The organism is Pseudoxanthomonas sp. LjRoot125 (assembly GCF_964252705.1).
GTDB lineage: Bacteria > Pseudomonadota > Gammaproteobacteria > Xanthomonadales > Xanthomonadaceae > Pseudoxanthomonas_A.
In genome coordinates this window covers 2,888,740-2,901,457 of record NZ_CAXUOY020000001.1, presented here as the reverse complement: position 1 = coordinate 2,901,457, position 12,718 = coordinate 2,888,740, and the positions used below count along the sequence as shown (strand labels likewise).

17 protein-coding genes are annotated in these 12,718 nt (G+C 67.9%); 9 read left to right on the top strand and 8 right to left on the bottom strand.

From position 1 onward, the window contains the following. Positions 1 to 76: 76 nt before the first annotated feature. From ACSION_RS13420 to ACSION_RS13400, 5 genes are all read left to right on the top strand, one after another. On the top strand, positions 77 to 1,132 hold the full coding sequence (locus ACSION_RS13420; protein ID WP_435306300.1) for an NAD(P)-dependent alcohol dehydrogenase: 1,056 nt from the start codon (positions 77 to 79) through the stop codon (positions 1,130 to 1,132). Positions 1,133 to 1,154: 22 nt separating this feature from the next. After that, positions 1,155 to 2,267 carry an alpha/beta hydrolase gene (locus ACSION_RS13415; RefSeq protein WP_435306299.1) on the top strand — a complete coding sequence of 371 codons (1,113 nt, stop codon included), beginning with the start codon at positions 1,155 to 1,157 and terminating at the stop codon, positions 2,265 to 2,267. A gap of 37 nt (positions 2,268 to 2,304) precedes the next feature. Next, the gene (locus ACSION_RS13410) at positions 2,305 to 3,513 is read left to right on the top strand and encodes an MFS transporter (RefSeq protein WP_435306298.1); all 1,209 of its coding nucleotides are present in this window, start codon (positions 2,305 to 2,307) and stop codon (positions 3,511 to 3,513) included. 107 nt (positions 3,514 to 3,620) lie between these two features. Beyond that, on the top strand, positions 3,621 to 4,133 hold the full coding sequence (locus tag ACSION_RS13405; RefSeq protein WP_435306297.1) for a (R)-mandelonitrile lyase: 513 nt from the start codon (positions 3,621 to 3,623) through the stop codon (positions 4,131 to 4,133). Positions 4,134 to 4,676: 543 nt separating this feature from the next. Further along, positions 4,677 to 5,165 (top strand): hypothetical protein, encoded by a 489-nt coding sequence (locus tag ACSION_RS13400; RefSeq protein WP_435306296.1) that lies wholly within the window; start codon positions 4,677 to 4,679, stop codon positions 5,163 to 5,165. A gap of 60 nt (positions 5,166 to 5,225) precedes the next feature. Here ACSION_RS13400 and ACSION_RS13395 read toward each other — a convergent pair whose 3' ends face one another. The 3 genes from ACSION_RS13395 to ACSION_RS13385 are packed head-to-tail and all read right to left on the bottom strand — an operon-like array spanning position 5,226 to position 6,336. Next, positions 5,226 to 5,447, bottom strand: coding sequence for a hypothetical protein (locus ACSION_RS13395; RefSeq protein ID WP_435306295.1), 222 nt, complete (start codon positions 5,445 to 5,447; stop codon positions 5,226 to 5,228). Beyond that, positions 5,444 to 5,863, bottom strand: a complete 420-nt coding sequence (locus ACSION_RS13390; RefSeq protein ID WP_435306294.1) for a VOC family protein — start codon at positions 5,861 to 5,863, stop codon at positions 5,444 to 5,446. Before ACSION_RS13390 ends, ACSION_RS13395 begins: the two co-directional genes overlap by 4 nt. Beyond that, positions 5,860 to 6,336 carry a helix-turn-helix domain-containing protein gene (locus tag ACSION_RS13385; RefSeq protein ID WP_435306293.1) on the bottom strand — a complete coding sequence of 159 codons (477 nt, stop codon included), beginning with the start codon at positions 6,334 to 6,336 and terminating at the stop codon, positions 5,860 to 5,862. Before ACSION_RS13385 ends, ACSION_RS13390 begins: the two co-directional genes overlap by 4 nt. A 126-nt stretch (positions 6,337 to 6,462) precedes the next feature. On the opposite strand from ACSION_RS13385, the gene ACSION_RS13380 reads away from it, so the two are divergent. After that, complete coding sequence (locus ACSION_RS13380; protein ID WP_435306292.1) at positions 6,463 to 7,170, top strand: response regulator transcription factor; 708 nt, start codon at positions 6,463 to 6,465, stop codon at positions 7,168 to 7,170. A 31-nt stretch (positions 7,171 to 7,201) separates the two neighbouring features. Here the strand turns inward: ACSION_RS13380 and ACSION_RS13375 are convergent, their stop codons facing one another. From ACSION_RS13375 to ACSION_RS13365, 3 genes are all read right to left on the bottom strand, one after another. Continuing rightward, on the bottom strand, positions 7,202 to 7,447 hold the full coding sequence (locus ACSION_RS13375; RefSeq protein ID WP_435306291.1) for a hypothetical protein: 246 nt from the start codon (positions 7,445 to 7,447) through the stop codon (positions 7,202 to 7,204). Positions 7,448 to 7,541: 94 nt separating this feature from the next. Beyond that, positions 7,542 to 7,766 (bottom strand): hypothetical protein, encoded by a 225-nt coding sequence (locus ACSION_RS13370; RefSeq protein WP_435306290.1) that lies wholly within the window; start codon positions 7,764 to 7,766, stop codon positions 7,542 to 7,544. A 69-nt stretch (positions 7,767 to 7,835) separates the two neighbouring features. After that, positions 7,836 to 8,030, bottom strand: coding sequence for a hypothetical protein (locus tag ACSION_RS13365; protein ID WP_435306289.1), 195 nt, complete (start codon positions 8,028 to 8,030; stop codon positions 7,836 to 7,838). A gap of 147 nt (positions 8,031 to 8,177) precedes the next feature. Here ACSION_RS13365 and ACSION_RS13360 point away from each other — a divergent pair, with 147 nt between their 5' ends. The 3 genes from ACSION_RS13360 (at position 8,178) to ACSION_RS13350 (ending at position 10,012) form a co-directional block, all read left to right on the top strand. Then, positions 8,178 to 9,056 carry an alpha/beta hydrolase gene (locus ACSION_RS13360; protein ID WP_435306288.1) on the top strand — a complete coding sequence of 293 codons (879 nt, stop codon included), beginning with the start codon at positions 8,178 to 8,180 and terminating at the stop codon, positions 9,054 to 9,056. Between the two features lie 83 nt (positions 9,057 to 9,139). Next, positions 9,140 to 9,394 carry a hypothetical protein gene (locus ACSION_RS13355; protein ID WP_435306287.1) on the top strand — a complete coding sequence of 85 codons (255 nt, stop codon included), beginning with the start codon at positions 9,140 to 9,142 and terminating at the stop codon, positions 9,392 to 9,394. 54 nt (positions 9,395 to 9,448) lie between these two features. Next, positions 9,449 to 10,012 (top strand): GNAT family N-acetyltransferase, encoded by a 564-nt coding sequence (locus ACSION_RS13350; RefSeq protein WP_104367904.1) that lies wholly within the window; start codon positions 9,449 to 9,451, stop codon positions 10,010 to 10,012. A 21-nt stretch (positions 10,013 to 10,033) separates the two neighbouring features. Here ACSION_RS13350 and ACSION_RS13345 read toward each other — a convergent pair whose 3' ends face one another. Together ACSION_RS13345 and ACSION_RS13340 are read right to left on the bottom strand one after the other, a co-directional pair. Next, on the bottom strand, positions 10,034 to 10,432 hold the full coding sequence (locus tag ACSION_RS13345; RefSeq protein WP_435306286.1) for a hypothetical protein: 399 nt from the start codon (positions 10,430 to 10,432) through the stop codon (positions 10,034 to 10,036). Positions 10,433 to 10,447: 15 nt separating this feature from the next. After that, positions 10,448 to 12,511 carry a 3-hydroxyacyl-CoA dehydrogenase NAD-binding domain-containing protein gene (locus ACSION_RS13340; RefSeq protein WP_435306285.1) on the bottom strand — a complete coding sequence of 688 codons (2,064 nt, stop codon included), beginning with the start codon at positions 12,509 to 12,511 and terminating at the stop codon, positions 10,448 to 10,450. Positions 12,512 to 12,718 lie beyond the last annotated feature (207 nt).

The window sequence follows — 12,718 nt, the reverse complement described above, 5'->3', positions numbered from 1 at the left end:
CCATCATCTAATCAAAGAAATCCGGGGCCGACAGAATGGCCGGGCATTTCCCCTGTGCCCTGTTCCGGAGCTTCCCATGACCATCAAAGCCTACGGCGCCCATGCGGGCGACCAGCCGCTGCAATCCCTGGACATCAGTCGCCGCGCCCCTGGCCCGCACGATGTGCAGATCGACATCGCGTTCTGCGGCGTCTGCCACTCCGACCTGCATCAGGTCCGCGCCGAGTGGGCCGGCACCCTGTTCCCCTGCGTGCCGGGCCACGAGATCGTGGGCCGGGTGTCCGCCCTCGGTGCGCAGGTGTCGGGCTTCGCGGTGGGCGATCTGGTCGGCGTGGGCTGCCTGATCGACAGCTGCCAGCACTGCGCGGACTGCGCGAGCGGGCTGGAGAACTACTGCGACCACACCGTGCTGACCTACAACTCTCCTACCGTCGATGCGCCGGGCCACACCCTGGGCGGGTACTCGGAGAAGATCGTGGTCCATGAGCGCTATGTACTGCGCGTGCGGCATCCCGAAGCGCAGTTGGCGGCGGTGGCCCCGCTGCTGTGCGCGGGCATCACCACGTATTCGCCGCTGCGCCACTGGAACGCCGGTCCCGGCAAGAAGGTCGGCGTGGTCGGCATTGGAGGTCTGGGCCACATGGGCGTCAAGCTGGCCCATGCGATGGGGGCCCATGTGGTCGCCTTCACCACCTCCGACACGAAGCGGCAGGCTGCGCTGGACCTGGGTGCCGACGAGGTGGTCGTCTCGCGCAACGACGCTGAGATGGCGGCCCACGCGACGAGCTTCGACCTGATCGTCAACACCGTTGCGGCACCGCACGACCTCGATGCCTTCGTGGTGTTGCTCAAGCGCGATGGCGCGATGGTGCTGGTTGGCGCACCCGCCACGCCGCATCCGTCGCCCGGCGTGTTCAACCTGATCCTGAAGCGTCGATCGATCGTCGGCTCGGCCATCGGCGGATTGCCCGAGACGCAGGAGATGCTCGATTTCTGTGCCGAGAAGGGCATCGTCGCGGACATCGAGTTGATCCGCGCCGACGAGATCAATGCCGCCTACGAACGCATGCTCAAGGGCGACGTGAAGTATCGCTTCGTCATCGACAACGCCACCCTCGCGGACGCCGCCTGAGCGCCGCGCCATGGAGAAGCACATGAAGACATCCCCTCGTGACGCCAGCGAGCTCCCGACCTCCCGCAGGACGTTCATCCAGTCCGCCGCACTGGCCGGCTCGGCCGCGCTCATCGCTGGCCCGTCCCTCGCCGCAGCCGCCGGCAGCGCGGCGCGTGCAGGCGCCGCGCCTGCTCTCGCGCAGGCATGGGACAAGACGTTCTCCAAGAGCGATCGTGTCGATCACCGCAAGGTGACGTTCGCCAACCGCTACGGCATCACATTGGCAGCGGATCTGTACGTGCCGAAGGCGCTGCGCGATGCGGGCGCGCCGGCCATCGTGGTCAGTGGACCGTTCGGCGCGGTGAAGGAGCAGTCTTCCGGCCTCTACGCGCAGACGCTGGCCGAGCGCGGTTTTGTCACGCTGGCATTCGATCCGTCCTACACCGGCGAGAGTAGCGGAAGCCCCCGCAACGTCGCCTCGCCGGACATCAACACCGAGGACGTCAGCGCGGCGGTGGATTTCATCGGCCTGCAGCCCAACGTCGATCGCGACCGCATCGGCGTCATCGGCGTTTGCGGCTGGGGTGGCATGGTCCTGAACGCCGCGGCGGTGGACAAGCGCATCCGCGCCGTCGTTGCCAGCACGATGTACGACATGTCGCGCGTCTCCGCGCGCGGGTACAACGACAGCATGACGCGGGAGCAGCGTGCGCAGGCGCTGGAGCATCTTGGCCGGCAGCGCTGGCTGGACGCCGAGAACGGCAGCCCGGCGTCGCAGCCGCCCTACAACGTGCTCAAGGGCGGCGAAGCGCAGTTCATGGTCGACTACCACGACTACTACATGACGCCGCGCGGCTACCACCCGCGTGCGGTCAACTCCGGCAATGCGTGGACGATGACCAATCCGATGTCGTTCATGAACGCGCCGCTGCTGACCTACATCGCCGAGATCTCGCCGCGACCGATCCTGCTCGTCCACGGCGAGAAGGCGCACTCGCGCTACTTCAGCGAAACCGCCTACGCCGCCGCGGCGGAGCCGAAGGAGCTCATGATCATTCCCGGCGCGAACCACACCGATCTGTACGACCGTCCGGACGTGATCCCGTTCGATGCCCTGGCGGCGTTCTTCACCCGTCATCTGGCGGCGGGGTGAACCGCATGCCGGGTCGTCCACACAACGGATCCGCCGCATGGACAGCGTGATGACGCAGGTGGTCGCGACGGAGCATGAAGACGCCGTCGCCACGCCCGTCGCCCACTGGGGCGGCGTGTTCGCGATGACGCTGTGCGTGTTCGCGCTGATCGCATCGGAGTTCATGCCCGTGAGCCTGCTGACGCCGTTGGCAGCCGATCTGCAGGTCAGCGAGGGCATGGCCGGGCAAGGTATCGCGATCTCCGGGGCCTTCGCGGTACTCACCAGCCTGTCCTTGTCGTGGGTCGCCGGCCGGCTCGACCGGAAGACCCTGCTGTTGCTATTGACGGCGCTGATGGCCGTCTCCGGCGCGGTCGTCGCATGGGCGCCGAACTATGCGGTCTACATGGTGGGGCGCGCGCTCATCGGCATCGTGGTCGGCGGCTTCTGGTCGATGTCCGCCGCCACGGCGATGCGCCTGGTGCCGCGTGCCGACGTGCCGCGCGCACTGGCGGTATTCAACGGCGGCAATGCGCTGGCGACCGTCGTGGCCGCGCCGTTGGGCAGCTATCTCGGCGCGGTGATCGGGTGGCGCGGTGCGTTCTTCTGCCTGATCCCCATCGCGGCCATCACGTTCGCATGGCAGTGGATCAGTCTGCCGGCGATGCCGGCCGAGCGTCGCGCGCACGCCGGCAACGTCCTCGTCCTGTTGCGGCGGGGTCCCATCGCCTGGGGCATGGCGGCCTGTGGCCTGTTCTTCATGGGGCAGTTCGCGCTCTTCACGTATCTGCGCCCGTTCCTGGAGACGGTGACCCACGTCGATGCTTCCACGTTGTCGCTGATGCTGTTGACGATGGGTGTCGCCGGGGTCATCGGCACGCTGGTGATCGGCAGCTTCCTGCGTCGTGGTCTCTTCCTGACCCTGGTCACCATCCCGGTCGTGATGGCCGTGATCGCCCTGGGCCTGATTCCCGCCGGTGCATCAGCCGTGGCCGCCGCACTCCTGCTGGGCCTGTGGGGATTGCTGGCCACCGCCGCCCCGGTGGGGTGGTGGAACTGGATCGCGGAGGCCATGCCGCAGGAGGCCGAGGCCGGCGGTGGCCTGATGGTGGCCATCGTCCAGTCGGCGATCGCCCTGGGATCCATCGTGGGCGGGCTGCTCTTCGACCGGCACGGCTATGCGAGTACGTTCGTGGCCAGTGCAGGCGTGCTGTTGCTCGCTGCGATGGCCACGCTGATGGCGGCGCGGTCTCGTCCGCGCGGGTAGCACGCAGGCGCGTGCGCGCTCGCACGCCGCCATGCCCCGCGCGGATTGTCCACGCGGGTGTGCCTGGCGTCCCCGTCGGCACCAACAGAAACCCCTTGGAGTTATCCATGCCTGTCATTCCTCGCGTGCTGACGCGCGCGCTGTTCCTCGCTTCCATGACCGTGGCGGCCCACGTGTCCGGTGCCGTCCAACCCGAAGGAGCCCACCCCATGCAGATCGATCGCAACGGATCCCTCGCGTCCAGCAAGGGTTCCCCCGAGTACTTCACCGGCAACGTCCGGATCGACATGCCGTTCAAACGACCTGCGCCCTCGCGGGTTACCGGTGCCACGGTGACGTTCGAGCCCGGCGCACGCACGGCGTGGCATAGCCATCCGCTGGGGCAGACGCTGGTCGTCACCGCCGGTAAGGGCTGGACCCAGTGCGAAGGCGGCCCTGTCGTGGAGATCCATGCGGGCGACATCCTGTGGTGTCCCCCGGGCCACCGTCACTGGCACGGCGCTACCCCCACTACGGCGATGACCCATATCGCCCTGCAGGAAGCCTTGGACGGCGAGGTGGTGACCTGGATGGAGCACGTAAGCGATGAGCAGTACACCGCCGGCGCGGCCACGCCCTGATCCGCGGACCCAATGCAGTGCCTGGCCGTCCTTGCGCCGGGGTCAGCAAGCCGGCGCGCGAACGTGGCCGCGGAGACTCCAGGCCTGAAGCGCGACACGCGATGACTCGCCGGCGATACTCCGATTCCCACGTTTGATACGCCGGCACCTCGCGCGCGACATGCAGCGAGTCGCGCGCGAATCTCAAAAGACTCGCGCGCAAGCCGAAAAGACCCGGCCCCCAGCATCGGACACGTGATCGCAAGCCTCTGCGTGTCGCGTCTCTCACATCGAGAGTCGGTGGCGACGATCGACCGCTTGCGGCGGCAACCTCTTCATCATCGCGGGCGACCTCGGGAAGCTCGTCGGCGAGTGTCCGGGCTTCGCGCGCGACACGGTTTCGTCGAAGCCTCACATTCCGAATGTCGCCGGCGAGTATTCGCGGCTTGCCGTGACATGTTTTCCATTAGTGGACGAGGTGCGCACGATCGGTGCGCGGGGCGCTACGCTGCGGTCGTCGGCCAGTGAGGCCGGCATCCCATGACAAGGAATCAAGGAGTGATCATGAGTCAGAACCGCATCGCATTGGACTACCCGCAGGCGTCGCTCGATGCCATCGACGCCGCCCTCGCCGTGTTGGACACCGAGTTCGCCAATCTCATCGGCCTGTCGCCCGACGAGCGCCGCCAGCTAATGAAGATGGGCGACAAGTCGGAGGCGTTCTGCCGGCAGGCGGTGGTCGTCTTCTCGGAGAACAGCGGCGTGTTGCCACGCAACTTCGACCTGGACGGTTACCTCGCCGACCTGAAGGCACTCGACGTCCTGCGGCCGCGCCTGGCCCGCGTGCAGCGATTGTTCGAACGCATGGCCGACAGCGAGATGGCGCTAGGCAGCGATCTGATGGCCGGCTCGCTGGAGGGCTACGCCGTGCTGAAGGTGGCCGGCAAGGGCGCGGGCCTGGAAGGGCTGCGCCAGATGCTGTCCAACCGCTTCAGCCGCAAGGCGCGCACCGTCGCTCCGGAGCCGGGGGGTACCAGCGTTAGCAACGGCTGAGAGTCTGGATGCCGTGGCAGGAGGCCCCGCGATGCGGGGCCTTCTTCTTTCATGCACGCATCAGGGCTGCGCGTCCGCGCGCGCCCGCCCCAGATAGGGAAGGGCGAACAGGTACAAGCCGGTGAACAGCTGCAGGAACAGCGGTGGCAGGGGCGAGTAGGTGATCCAGGCCGGCGGTTCGCCGCCGGCGGCGGCGCGCCAGGCGAAGTTGAGGATCACCGTCAGGGTGAACACGAGGGAGAGCCAGCGGTGGCTCTGCCGCGAGACGCGCGCGATGTTCATGCGGTCTCCTTGCGCTGGCGTTCGATCATCTTCCAGCCGTTGCCGGACGGGTCGCGGAAGCCGGCATCGACCTGGCCGTAGCGGCTGATCGGTTCCTGGATGAATTCCACGCCCTTGGCGCTCAGCGCGGCGTACGTGGCCTGGCAGTCGGCGACCTTCAAGACCAGCGGCGGCATCGCGCCCTTGGCGACCAGGGCATTGAGCGCCTCGGCCGTCGCGGCGTCGTGGACGGGCGGGCCGGGGGTGAACAGGCCCAGTTGCACCGACGGCTGCTCCGGGTGCTGCACCGTCAGCCAGCGGTAGCTGCCGTTGCGCACATCGGCCTGCACGCGGAACCCGAGCTTGTCCACGTAGAAGACCAGCGCTTCGTCCTGGTCGCGCACGTATACACCGATCACCTCGATACCCTGGCTCATGGGACCTCCGTTGTTGGGGTGGCCACCGTAGCGTCGCCGGCCTGGCGGCGCTTCTCCGAAACTGCGGTCTTCAGGTCCGGGCGCTCCACCGCACGCATGACGCATTCCGGGATCGCGCTCCGCGGGTCGATCAGCTCCCGCGCGCGGCGCCGGCACTCGCCGGGGCTCTCGCCGAGGATGTCGCGGAAGATCCGGCCGAACGTGCCGATGCTGGTCCAGCCGGTCTGCAACGCGATGTCGATGATCGGCGCGTCGGTCTCGCGCAGCAGCGCCGCGGCGCGTTCGATGCGACGGGTGAGCAGGTAGCGGTGCGGCGGTAACCCGAACGCCTGCTTGAACGCGCGGGCGAAGTGCGCCTTCGACACCGCGCTGGCCTCCGCCAGGCGCTCGACCGGCCAGTCCTGGTCGGGATGCGCATCCATGCGGTCCTTCGCGCGCAGCAGGCGGCGCAGCAGTTCGGGGGGCGGATTCACTGGCGGCGCACTCCCTCGGTAGCGTTCAGCGACGCGCATTGTGCCTGTGGTCCCGCGGGGGCGTTCACATGCCGACGACACGGCGTGAGGCACGTTCACGTCACTGACTCGCATCCAGGGGGACTCGTGTCCATTTCGGCCAGCATTCTGATCATCGAAGACAACCGCGGGCTCGCGGAAACCGTCGGCACCTACCTCGAAACGCGCGGCATGGAAGTCGACTACGCCGCCGACGGCGAGGAAGGCTACCGGCTGGCCGCGGAAAACCGCTACGATGCGATCATCCTCGACGGTCATCTGCCGCGCATGGACGGGCTGGACGTGGTGCGTGGGTTGCGCGAGGTCGCGCGCCTGGCGACGCCGATCATCATGGTCACCGGACGCGACGCGCTGGAAGACAAGCTGGAAGGCCTCGACCGCGGCGTCGACGACTACCTGACCAAGCCCTTCGCCACCCAGGAACTGGAGGCGCGCCTCAATGCGGTGATCCGCCGGAACCGGAAAGAGGTGGGGCGCGAGGTGCTGACGGTGGGCGAGCTGTCGTTCGATCCGGCCTGCCACCGCGTCCGCCGGGGCGACAAGGAGCTGGAGCTGTCGCCGGTCTCGACCAAGCTGCTGAACATCCTGATGCGCGAATCGCCGCGCGTGGTGACGCGCCGCGAGATCGAGCGCGAGATCTGGGGCGACGAACTGCCCGAATCCGACACGCTGCGCAGCCACCTGTACAACCTGCGCAAGGCGATCGACAAAGGCTTCGATACGCCGCTGCTGCACACCGTGCAGAGCGCGGGCTATCGGATCGCGGAGATCGCGCCGCCCCGCAAGGTGGCCTGACCGGTCGCCCTCGACGCAACGCGCGTTCGGATCAGAACGCGCGCTTTTCCCAGGCCGGATAGCCGGCCAGCATGATGCCGGCCACGTGCTCGTCCATCAGGACGGCACCGTTGTTGCGCATGTGGTCTTCGATGAACGAGCGGCCCGCGGTGTCGCGCGACAGGAACTGCATGTCGGGCGCGCGACCCTGCAGATCGGCGGCGTGCGAGGCGGGGATGTTCGTGCCGGCAGGGCAGACGAAGTACCCCCCGTCTACGCGATAGAGGTTCAATCTCATGGTCAGGACCTGTGCGGTTCCGACCGCGAAGGGCTGCGAGATGCAGCAGAGGCCCGGACACTAGCACGCGTGTGACACGGCCTGTCTGAATCGTTCAGCTTGCGCCCCAGCCATTCCGGCGCGCCAGGGCAAGCGCGGCTTCTTCGGCGTTCTCTCGGCTGACGTGGCGCGCGGTGGTGACCACGTCGACGCGTGCGCGCGCATCCGCGACGCGGAACATCGCGCGACCCTGCCAATAGGTCGTGCCGAGGGTGTCGGTCTTCTCGACCGTCTGCACGGTCAGCGAATGCCCATTGTCCGTAATCGTCCTGACGCTCATCGATCTGCTGCCCACGCCGTGGCATGAGACTACGCCGATCGCGAAGGGGCGGCGATAGCCGCCGGGACGTCAGGCCTGGGTCGACGCCTGCAACGCCGCCGCCAGTCCGGCATCGCCGGAGAGCAGATCCTTCCATTGCAGCTCGACGCCATTGCGGCGCCCCTTCTCGACCAGCTTCAGGCCGGCCGGGTCGATGGTCAGGGTGTACGCCTTGTCGTCGACGGTGACTTCGCGGCGCAGGGCTTTGTCCAGGGGGGTCGTCATGCGCGAGTCCTCGCGTTGGGGTCCCCTGCACCGTGAACGGCGGCGCGTAAAGGCGTCGTGAGGCGTGGCGCCCGCACGCGGACGATGCTGCGAGAATGGGGCCGCCCGCAGGACGCGGGCGCGAGGGAGATGCCCATGATCCGCTGCATGACCGCTCTGCTCGTGGGGTGGCTGATGATCGCGATGCCATCGGCGTGGGCGGTTCCGCCCGCCACGCCCGGTGGGAACGCGAAGGAGCACGTACCGCTGGAGCATCTGCCTGCGTTGACCGGCGATTACTTCCCGCTGACCGATCATGGCTCCGGCCGCGTGCACCACATCTACGTGCGGCTCCCCGAGGGGTACGACGCGGCTGCGCCGACGCGCTACCCGGTGGTCTACCTGCTGGATGGCGACAGCCTGTTTCCGTTGCTGGCGCCGACGCACCTGTTCCTGCACTACGACGAGAAACTGCCCGAGGCCATCGTGGTCGGCATCGCGTACGGCGGTTTCGACCCGGCCATCAACAAGCGCAATACCGACTTCACCGCGCCCGGTGCCGACGCCACGGCCGAGCAGGGTGGTGCGCCGGGGTTCCTGGCGTTCCTGCGCGACCAGGTGATCCCCGAGGTGGAACATCGCCATGCCGCCGATCCCACGCGCAGGATCCTGCTGGGGCAGTCGCGCGGCGGTTATTTCGTGCTGTGGTCGGCGCGCGAGGCGCCGGATCTGTTCTGGGGCCGCATCGCCAGCAATCCGGCGCGCGGCCCGGCCCGGGAGCAGTTGTTCGCGCCGGCCGCGCCGCATGCGCGGAACGACCTGAAAGTGGCGATGGTCAGCGGCACGCGTGAGGACGAAGGGCGCCGGCAGCTCGCCCGCGAATGGGTCGCGGACTGGTCGGCGCGCGCCGACGTGCCGTGGCAGACCACGCTGCTGGAGATCGAGGGCGGCACCCACGCCGCCAGCATCGGCGAGGGCTACCGGCGCGCGATGCTTTGGCTGTTCCCGAAGCAGCCCCACCGGCGCAGTGACGGCGCAGAACCGTAACCGCGTTCACGGAACCGGACCGGTCGTCGGATGAACGGATTTCGTGTAACACAACCGGCATGCGGGGCCCTTACCCTGCGGCCATGGACACGTTGGCCGACATCCGGGCCGTCCTGGCCCTTGCAGGCGAGCGCATCGAACGCGGTGCGATGCGGGAGGACCCGCGCGTGTTCATGGATCAGCTGTGGCGTCAGGTCTATGACGCGGCCCCCGACGATCTCCAGCCCTATGTCTGGGCCCGCTTGGCCGACTTCGCCGCGCAACTGGGCACACTGGACGACGACGCGGCCGCCCGGCGTCCGTTGCGCGCGCCGCCCGAGGTTTACACGCGGCGCTGAACGCGCGGCATCGGAGCGTGGCCTTTCCCGCCTGCGGCACGCGTTGTCATCGGCATGGATGGCAACAGGGACATCGCTCGCGGCATGAAGGCCGGTACCGTGGTCCGCCCCGCGCGGGCGAATGAAGCCGCCGAGCTCTCGGCGATGATGCGGCGCACCTTCGTGGCTGCCAACGGCCACTGCAGTACGCCGGAGAACGTGGCCGCGTTCCTCGATACGGTGTACACGCCAGAGCGCCAGGCACAGGAAATCCGCGACCCCGACACGCTCACCCTGATCGTCGAGCATGACGGCGTGTGGGCCGGCTTCGCCCAACTGCGCTGGGGCACGGTGCCGCCGGCCGAAGTGCTGCTGCGTCCGACGGTGGAACTGGGTCGCATCTACCTGGATGAAGCCTTCCACGGGCAGGGCATCGCGGCGGTGCTGGTGTCGCACCTGCTGGCGGCGGCCCAACTGCGCAAGTCGCGTTCGGTGTGGCTCAATGTCTGGCAGGAATCGGCGCAGGCGATCCGCTTCTACCGCAAGCACGGCTTCCAGATCGTGGGCCGTTCGATCTTCTACGTGGGCGACGACCCCAAGGAAGACTGGGTGATGACCCAGACGCTGCCGGGCGGCTGATCCGCCGCCCAGTGCGCCGTATCAGGATTCCGCGCGCTTCAGCTGCAACGTGTAGTCGCCCGGCGGAAGGCCGTCGACGTGCAGGCGCACGTTGACCGGCCGGATGCACGCGGGCACCGGGCGGCCGGGTTCGATCGGGGCGACGTGGACGTTCACCGTCGCGCTCAGCACGCTGCCTTCCCGCTTGACCTCCAGGACGTCCATCGGGTCCAGCGATTCGCGCGCGGACAGCCAGACATCCTGTTCGAAGGTCGTACGCGTGCCGTCGACCTGCACGCTCAGGTCGGTGTTCGCCTCGCCGCTGCAACCGCCGTCGCGCTCGTGCACTTCCAGCAGACCGGACAGCAGGGCGGCGTCCGGCGTGGCGGCCACCGGCGAGGCGCCGAGCATCAGCGCGAGCAATAGAGACGTCAGAGGCATGATCTTCGTGCCGGATCAGACGGTGGGCGTGCGCAACGCCGGGTTGTCCCAGCCCGGACGCGGCGCGAAGCGGTCGCCGTGGCGCGCCTGCAGCGCCTTGAGCTTTTCCAGCAATGCGTCGGGGCCGACCGCCTTCACGTGCTCGATCGGGCCGCCGCGGAACGGAGCGAAGCCGGTGCCGAAGATCACGCCGGCATCGAGCAGGTCGGCATCGGCGACCACGCCGTCGTGCAGGCAGGCGACCGCTTCGTTGAGCAGCGGCAGGATCAGGCGGTCTTCCAGATCGTCCGGTGCCTTGTAGTCGGACGGCACCTGCGGCTTCACCGCCTTGCCGTTCTCCCATTTGTAGAGGCCCTGGCCGTCCTTCTTGCCGCGCTTGCCGGGTTCCACCGTCGCCAGCGCCGCGGGCAGTTGCAGGCCAAGGAAGGGCGACAGTTCCGCGCCCACGCCCTGCGCCACGTCCAGGCCCACGGTGTCGATCAGTTCGATCGGGCCCATCGGCATGCCGAACTTCACCGCGGCCTTGTCGATCACGGGACCGGGAATACCTTCGGCATAGGCGGTCGCGGCTTCCAGCATGTACGGGAACAGCACGCGGTTGACCAGGAAGCCCGGCGTGCCGGCGACCGGCACCGGGAACTTGTCCAGCGCCTTGCAGAACGCGGCAAGGCGTTTGACGTTCGCTTCGTCCAGCGCGTCGTGCTGCACGATCTCCACCAGCGGCATCAGCGCCACCGGGTTGAAGTAATGCAGGCCGGCGAACTGCGCTGGACGCTGGATGTGCTCGCGCAATTCCGTCAACGGAATCGACGAGGTATTCGTGGTCAGCAGCGCATCCGTCTTCAGGCGCGGCTCGACGGTCTGGTAGAGGTCGCGCTTGGCTTCGGGGTTCTCGATGATCGCCTCGATCACCAGGTCGGCCTGCGGCACGCCGTCGCCGGCCAGGTCGCCCTTCAGGCGCGCGGCCACGGCGGGGCGCTTGCTCTCGTCCTTCACCTTCTTGGCGAACAATTCCTGCGCACGCGAGAGCGCGCCATCGATGAAGCGCTGCTCACGGTCCTGCAGGGTGACGTTGAATCCCTTGTAGGCGGACCACGCCGCGATGTCGCCGCCCATCACGCCGGCACCGACGACATGCACGTTCGCGATGCCATGGTCTTTGCCGCCGAGGCCCTTCAGGCGCTCGGTGAGGAAGAAGATGCGGATGAGGTTGCGCGCGGTCGGCGTGCCGGCCAGCTTCACCACCGCCTTGCGCTCGGCATCCAGGCGCGCCTGGATGCCCTTGCCGCCAGCGGTCTTCCAGACGTTGATCAGTGCGTACGGTGCGGGGTAGTGCGCCTTGGGCGCCTTGCGTGCGACCTGCTTGAGCATCTGCGGCGCCAGCAGTTGGCGCGCGAGCCAGCTGTTGCTGATCCAGCCGGTGAAGCGCTGCTTGAACGGGCGTTGCGGGCGCGAAGCGATCAATGCGACGGCGGCGTCGATCAGCACGGCCGGCTCGGCGATCTTGTCGACCAGACCCATCGCCTTGGCCGAACTGGCCGACAGCGTGCGGCCGGTAAGCATCATGTCCATCGCCTTCGGCGCGCCTACCAGGCGCGGCAGGCGCGCACTGCCGCCCCAGCCGGGGAAGATGCCGAGCTTCACTTCGGGCAGGCCGATGCGGGTGGACGGATCGCTGCTGGCCACGCGGTAATCGCAGGCCAGCGAAATCTCGGTGCCGCCGCCCATGCAGAAGCCGTGGATCGCGGAGACCGTGGGGCAGGGCAGTTCGGCGAGTTTCTGGAACACGGCCTGGCCACGGCGGATCGCGTCGTTGACGGTCCCCTTCCGGTCGAACTCCTGGAACTCCTTCAGGTCGGCGCCGGCGATGAAGCCCGAGGCCTTCGCCGAGCGCAGCACCACACCCTTGGGCGGATCGATGGCCAGGCGTTCGATGATGTCGGCCAGTTCGATCAGCACGTCCTGCGAGAAGGCGTTGACGCTCGCGCCCTGGCGATCGAACGCCAGCACCACGATGCCGTCCTCGCGCAGCTCGGTCTGCCAGTGACTGAATCGCAGCCCATCGAAGTTCGCGGCCATGCAGGACCATCCGTTGACGTATGGATAAGGCCGCTATCATCCCGAGGTTGTTTAACCCACGTCAAATCCACATATCCGTTGAAACGTCGTCATGGGCGTGACCGGCGGCAGGGGGATGTTCCTGCTGCCTTGGTTAAATTCTTGATAGGGCAACGGTTTGGACAAGGCGTTGAACTTTCCCCCGCTAGCGCGGTCACAGGGCACGGC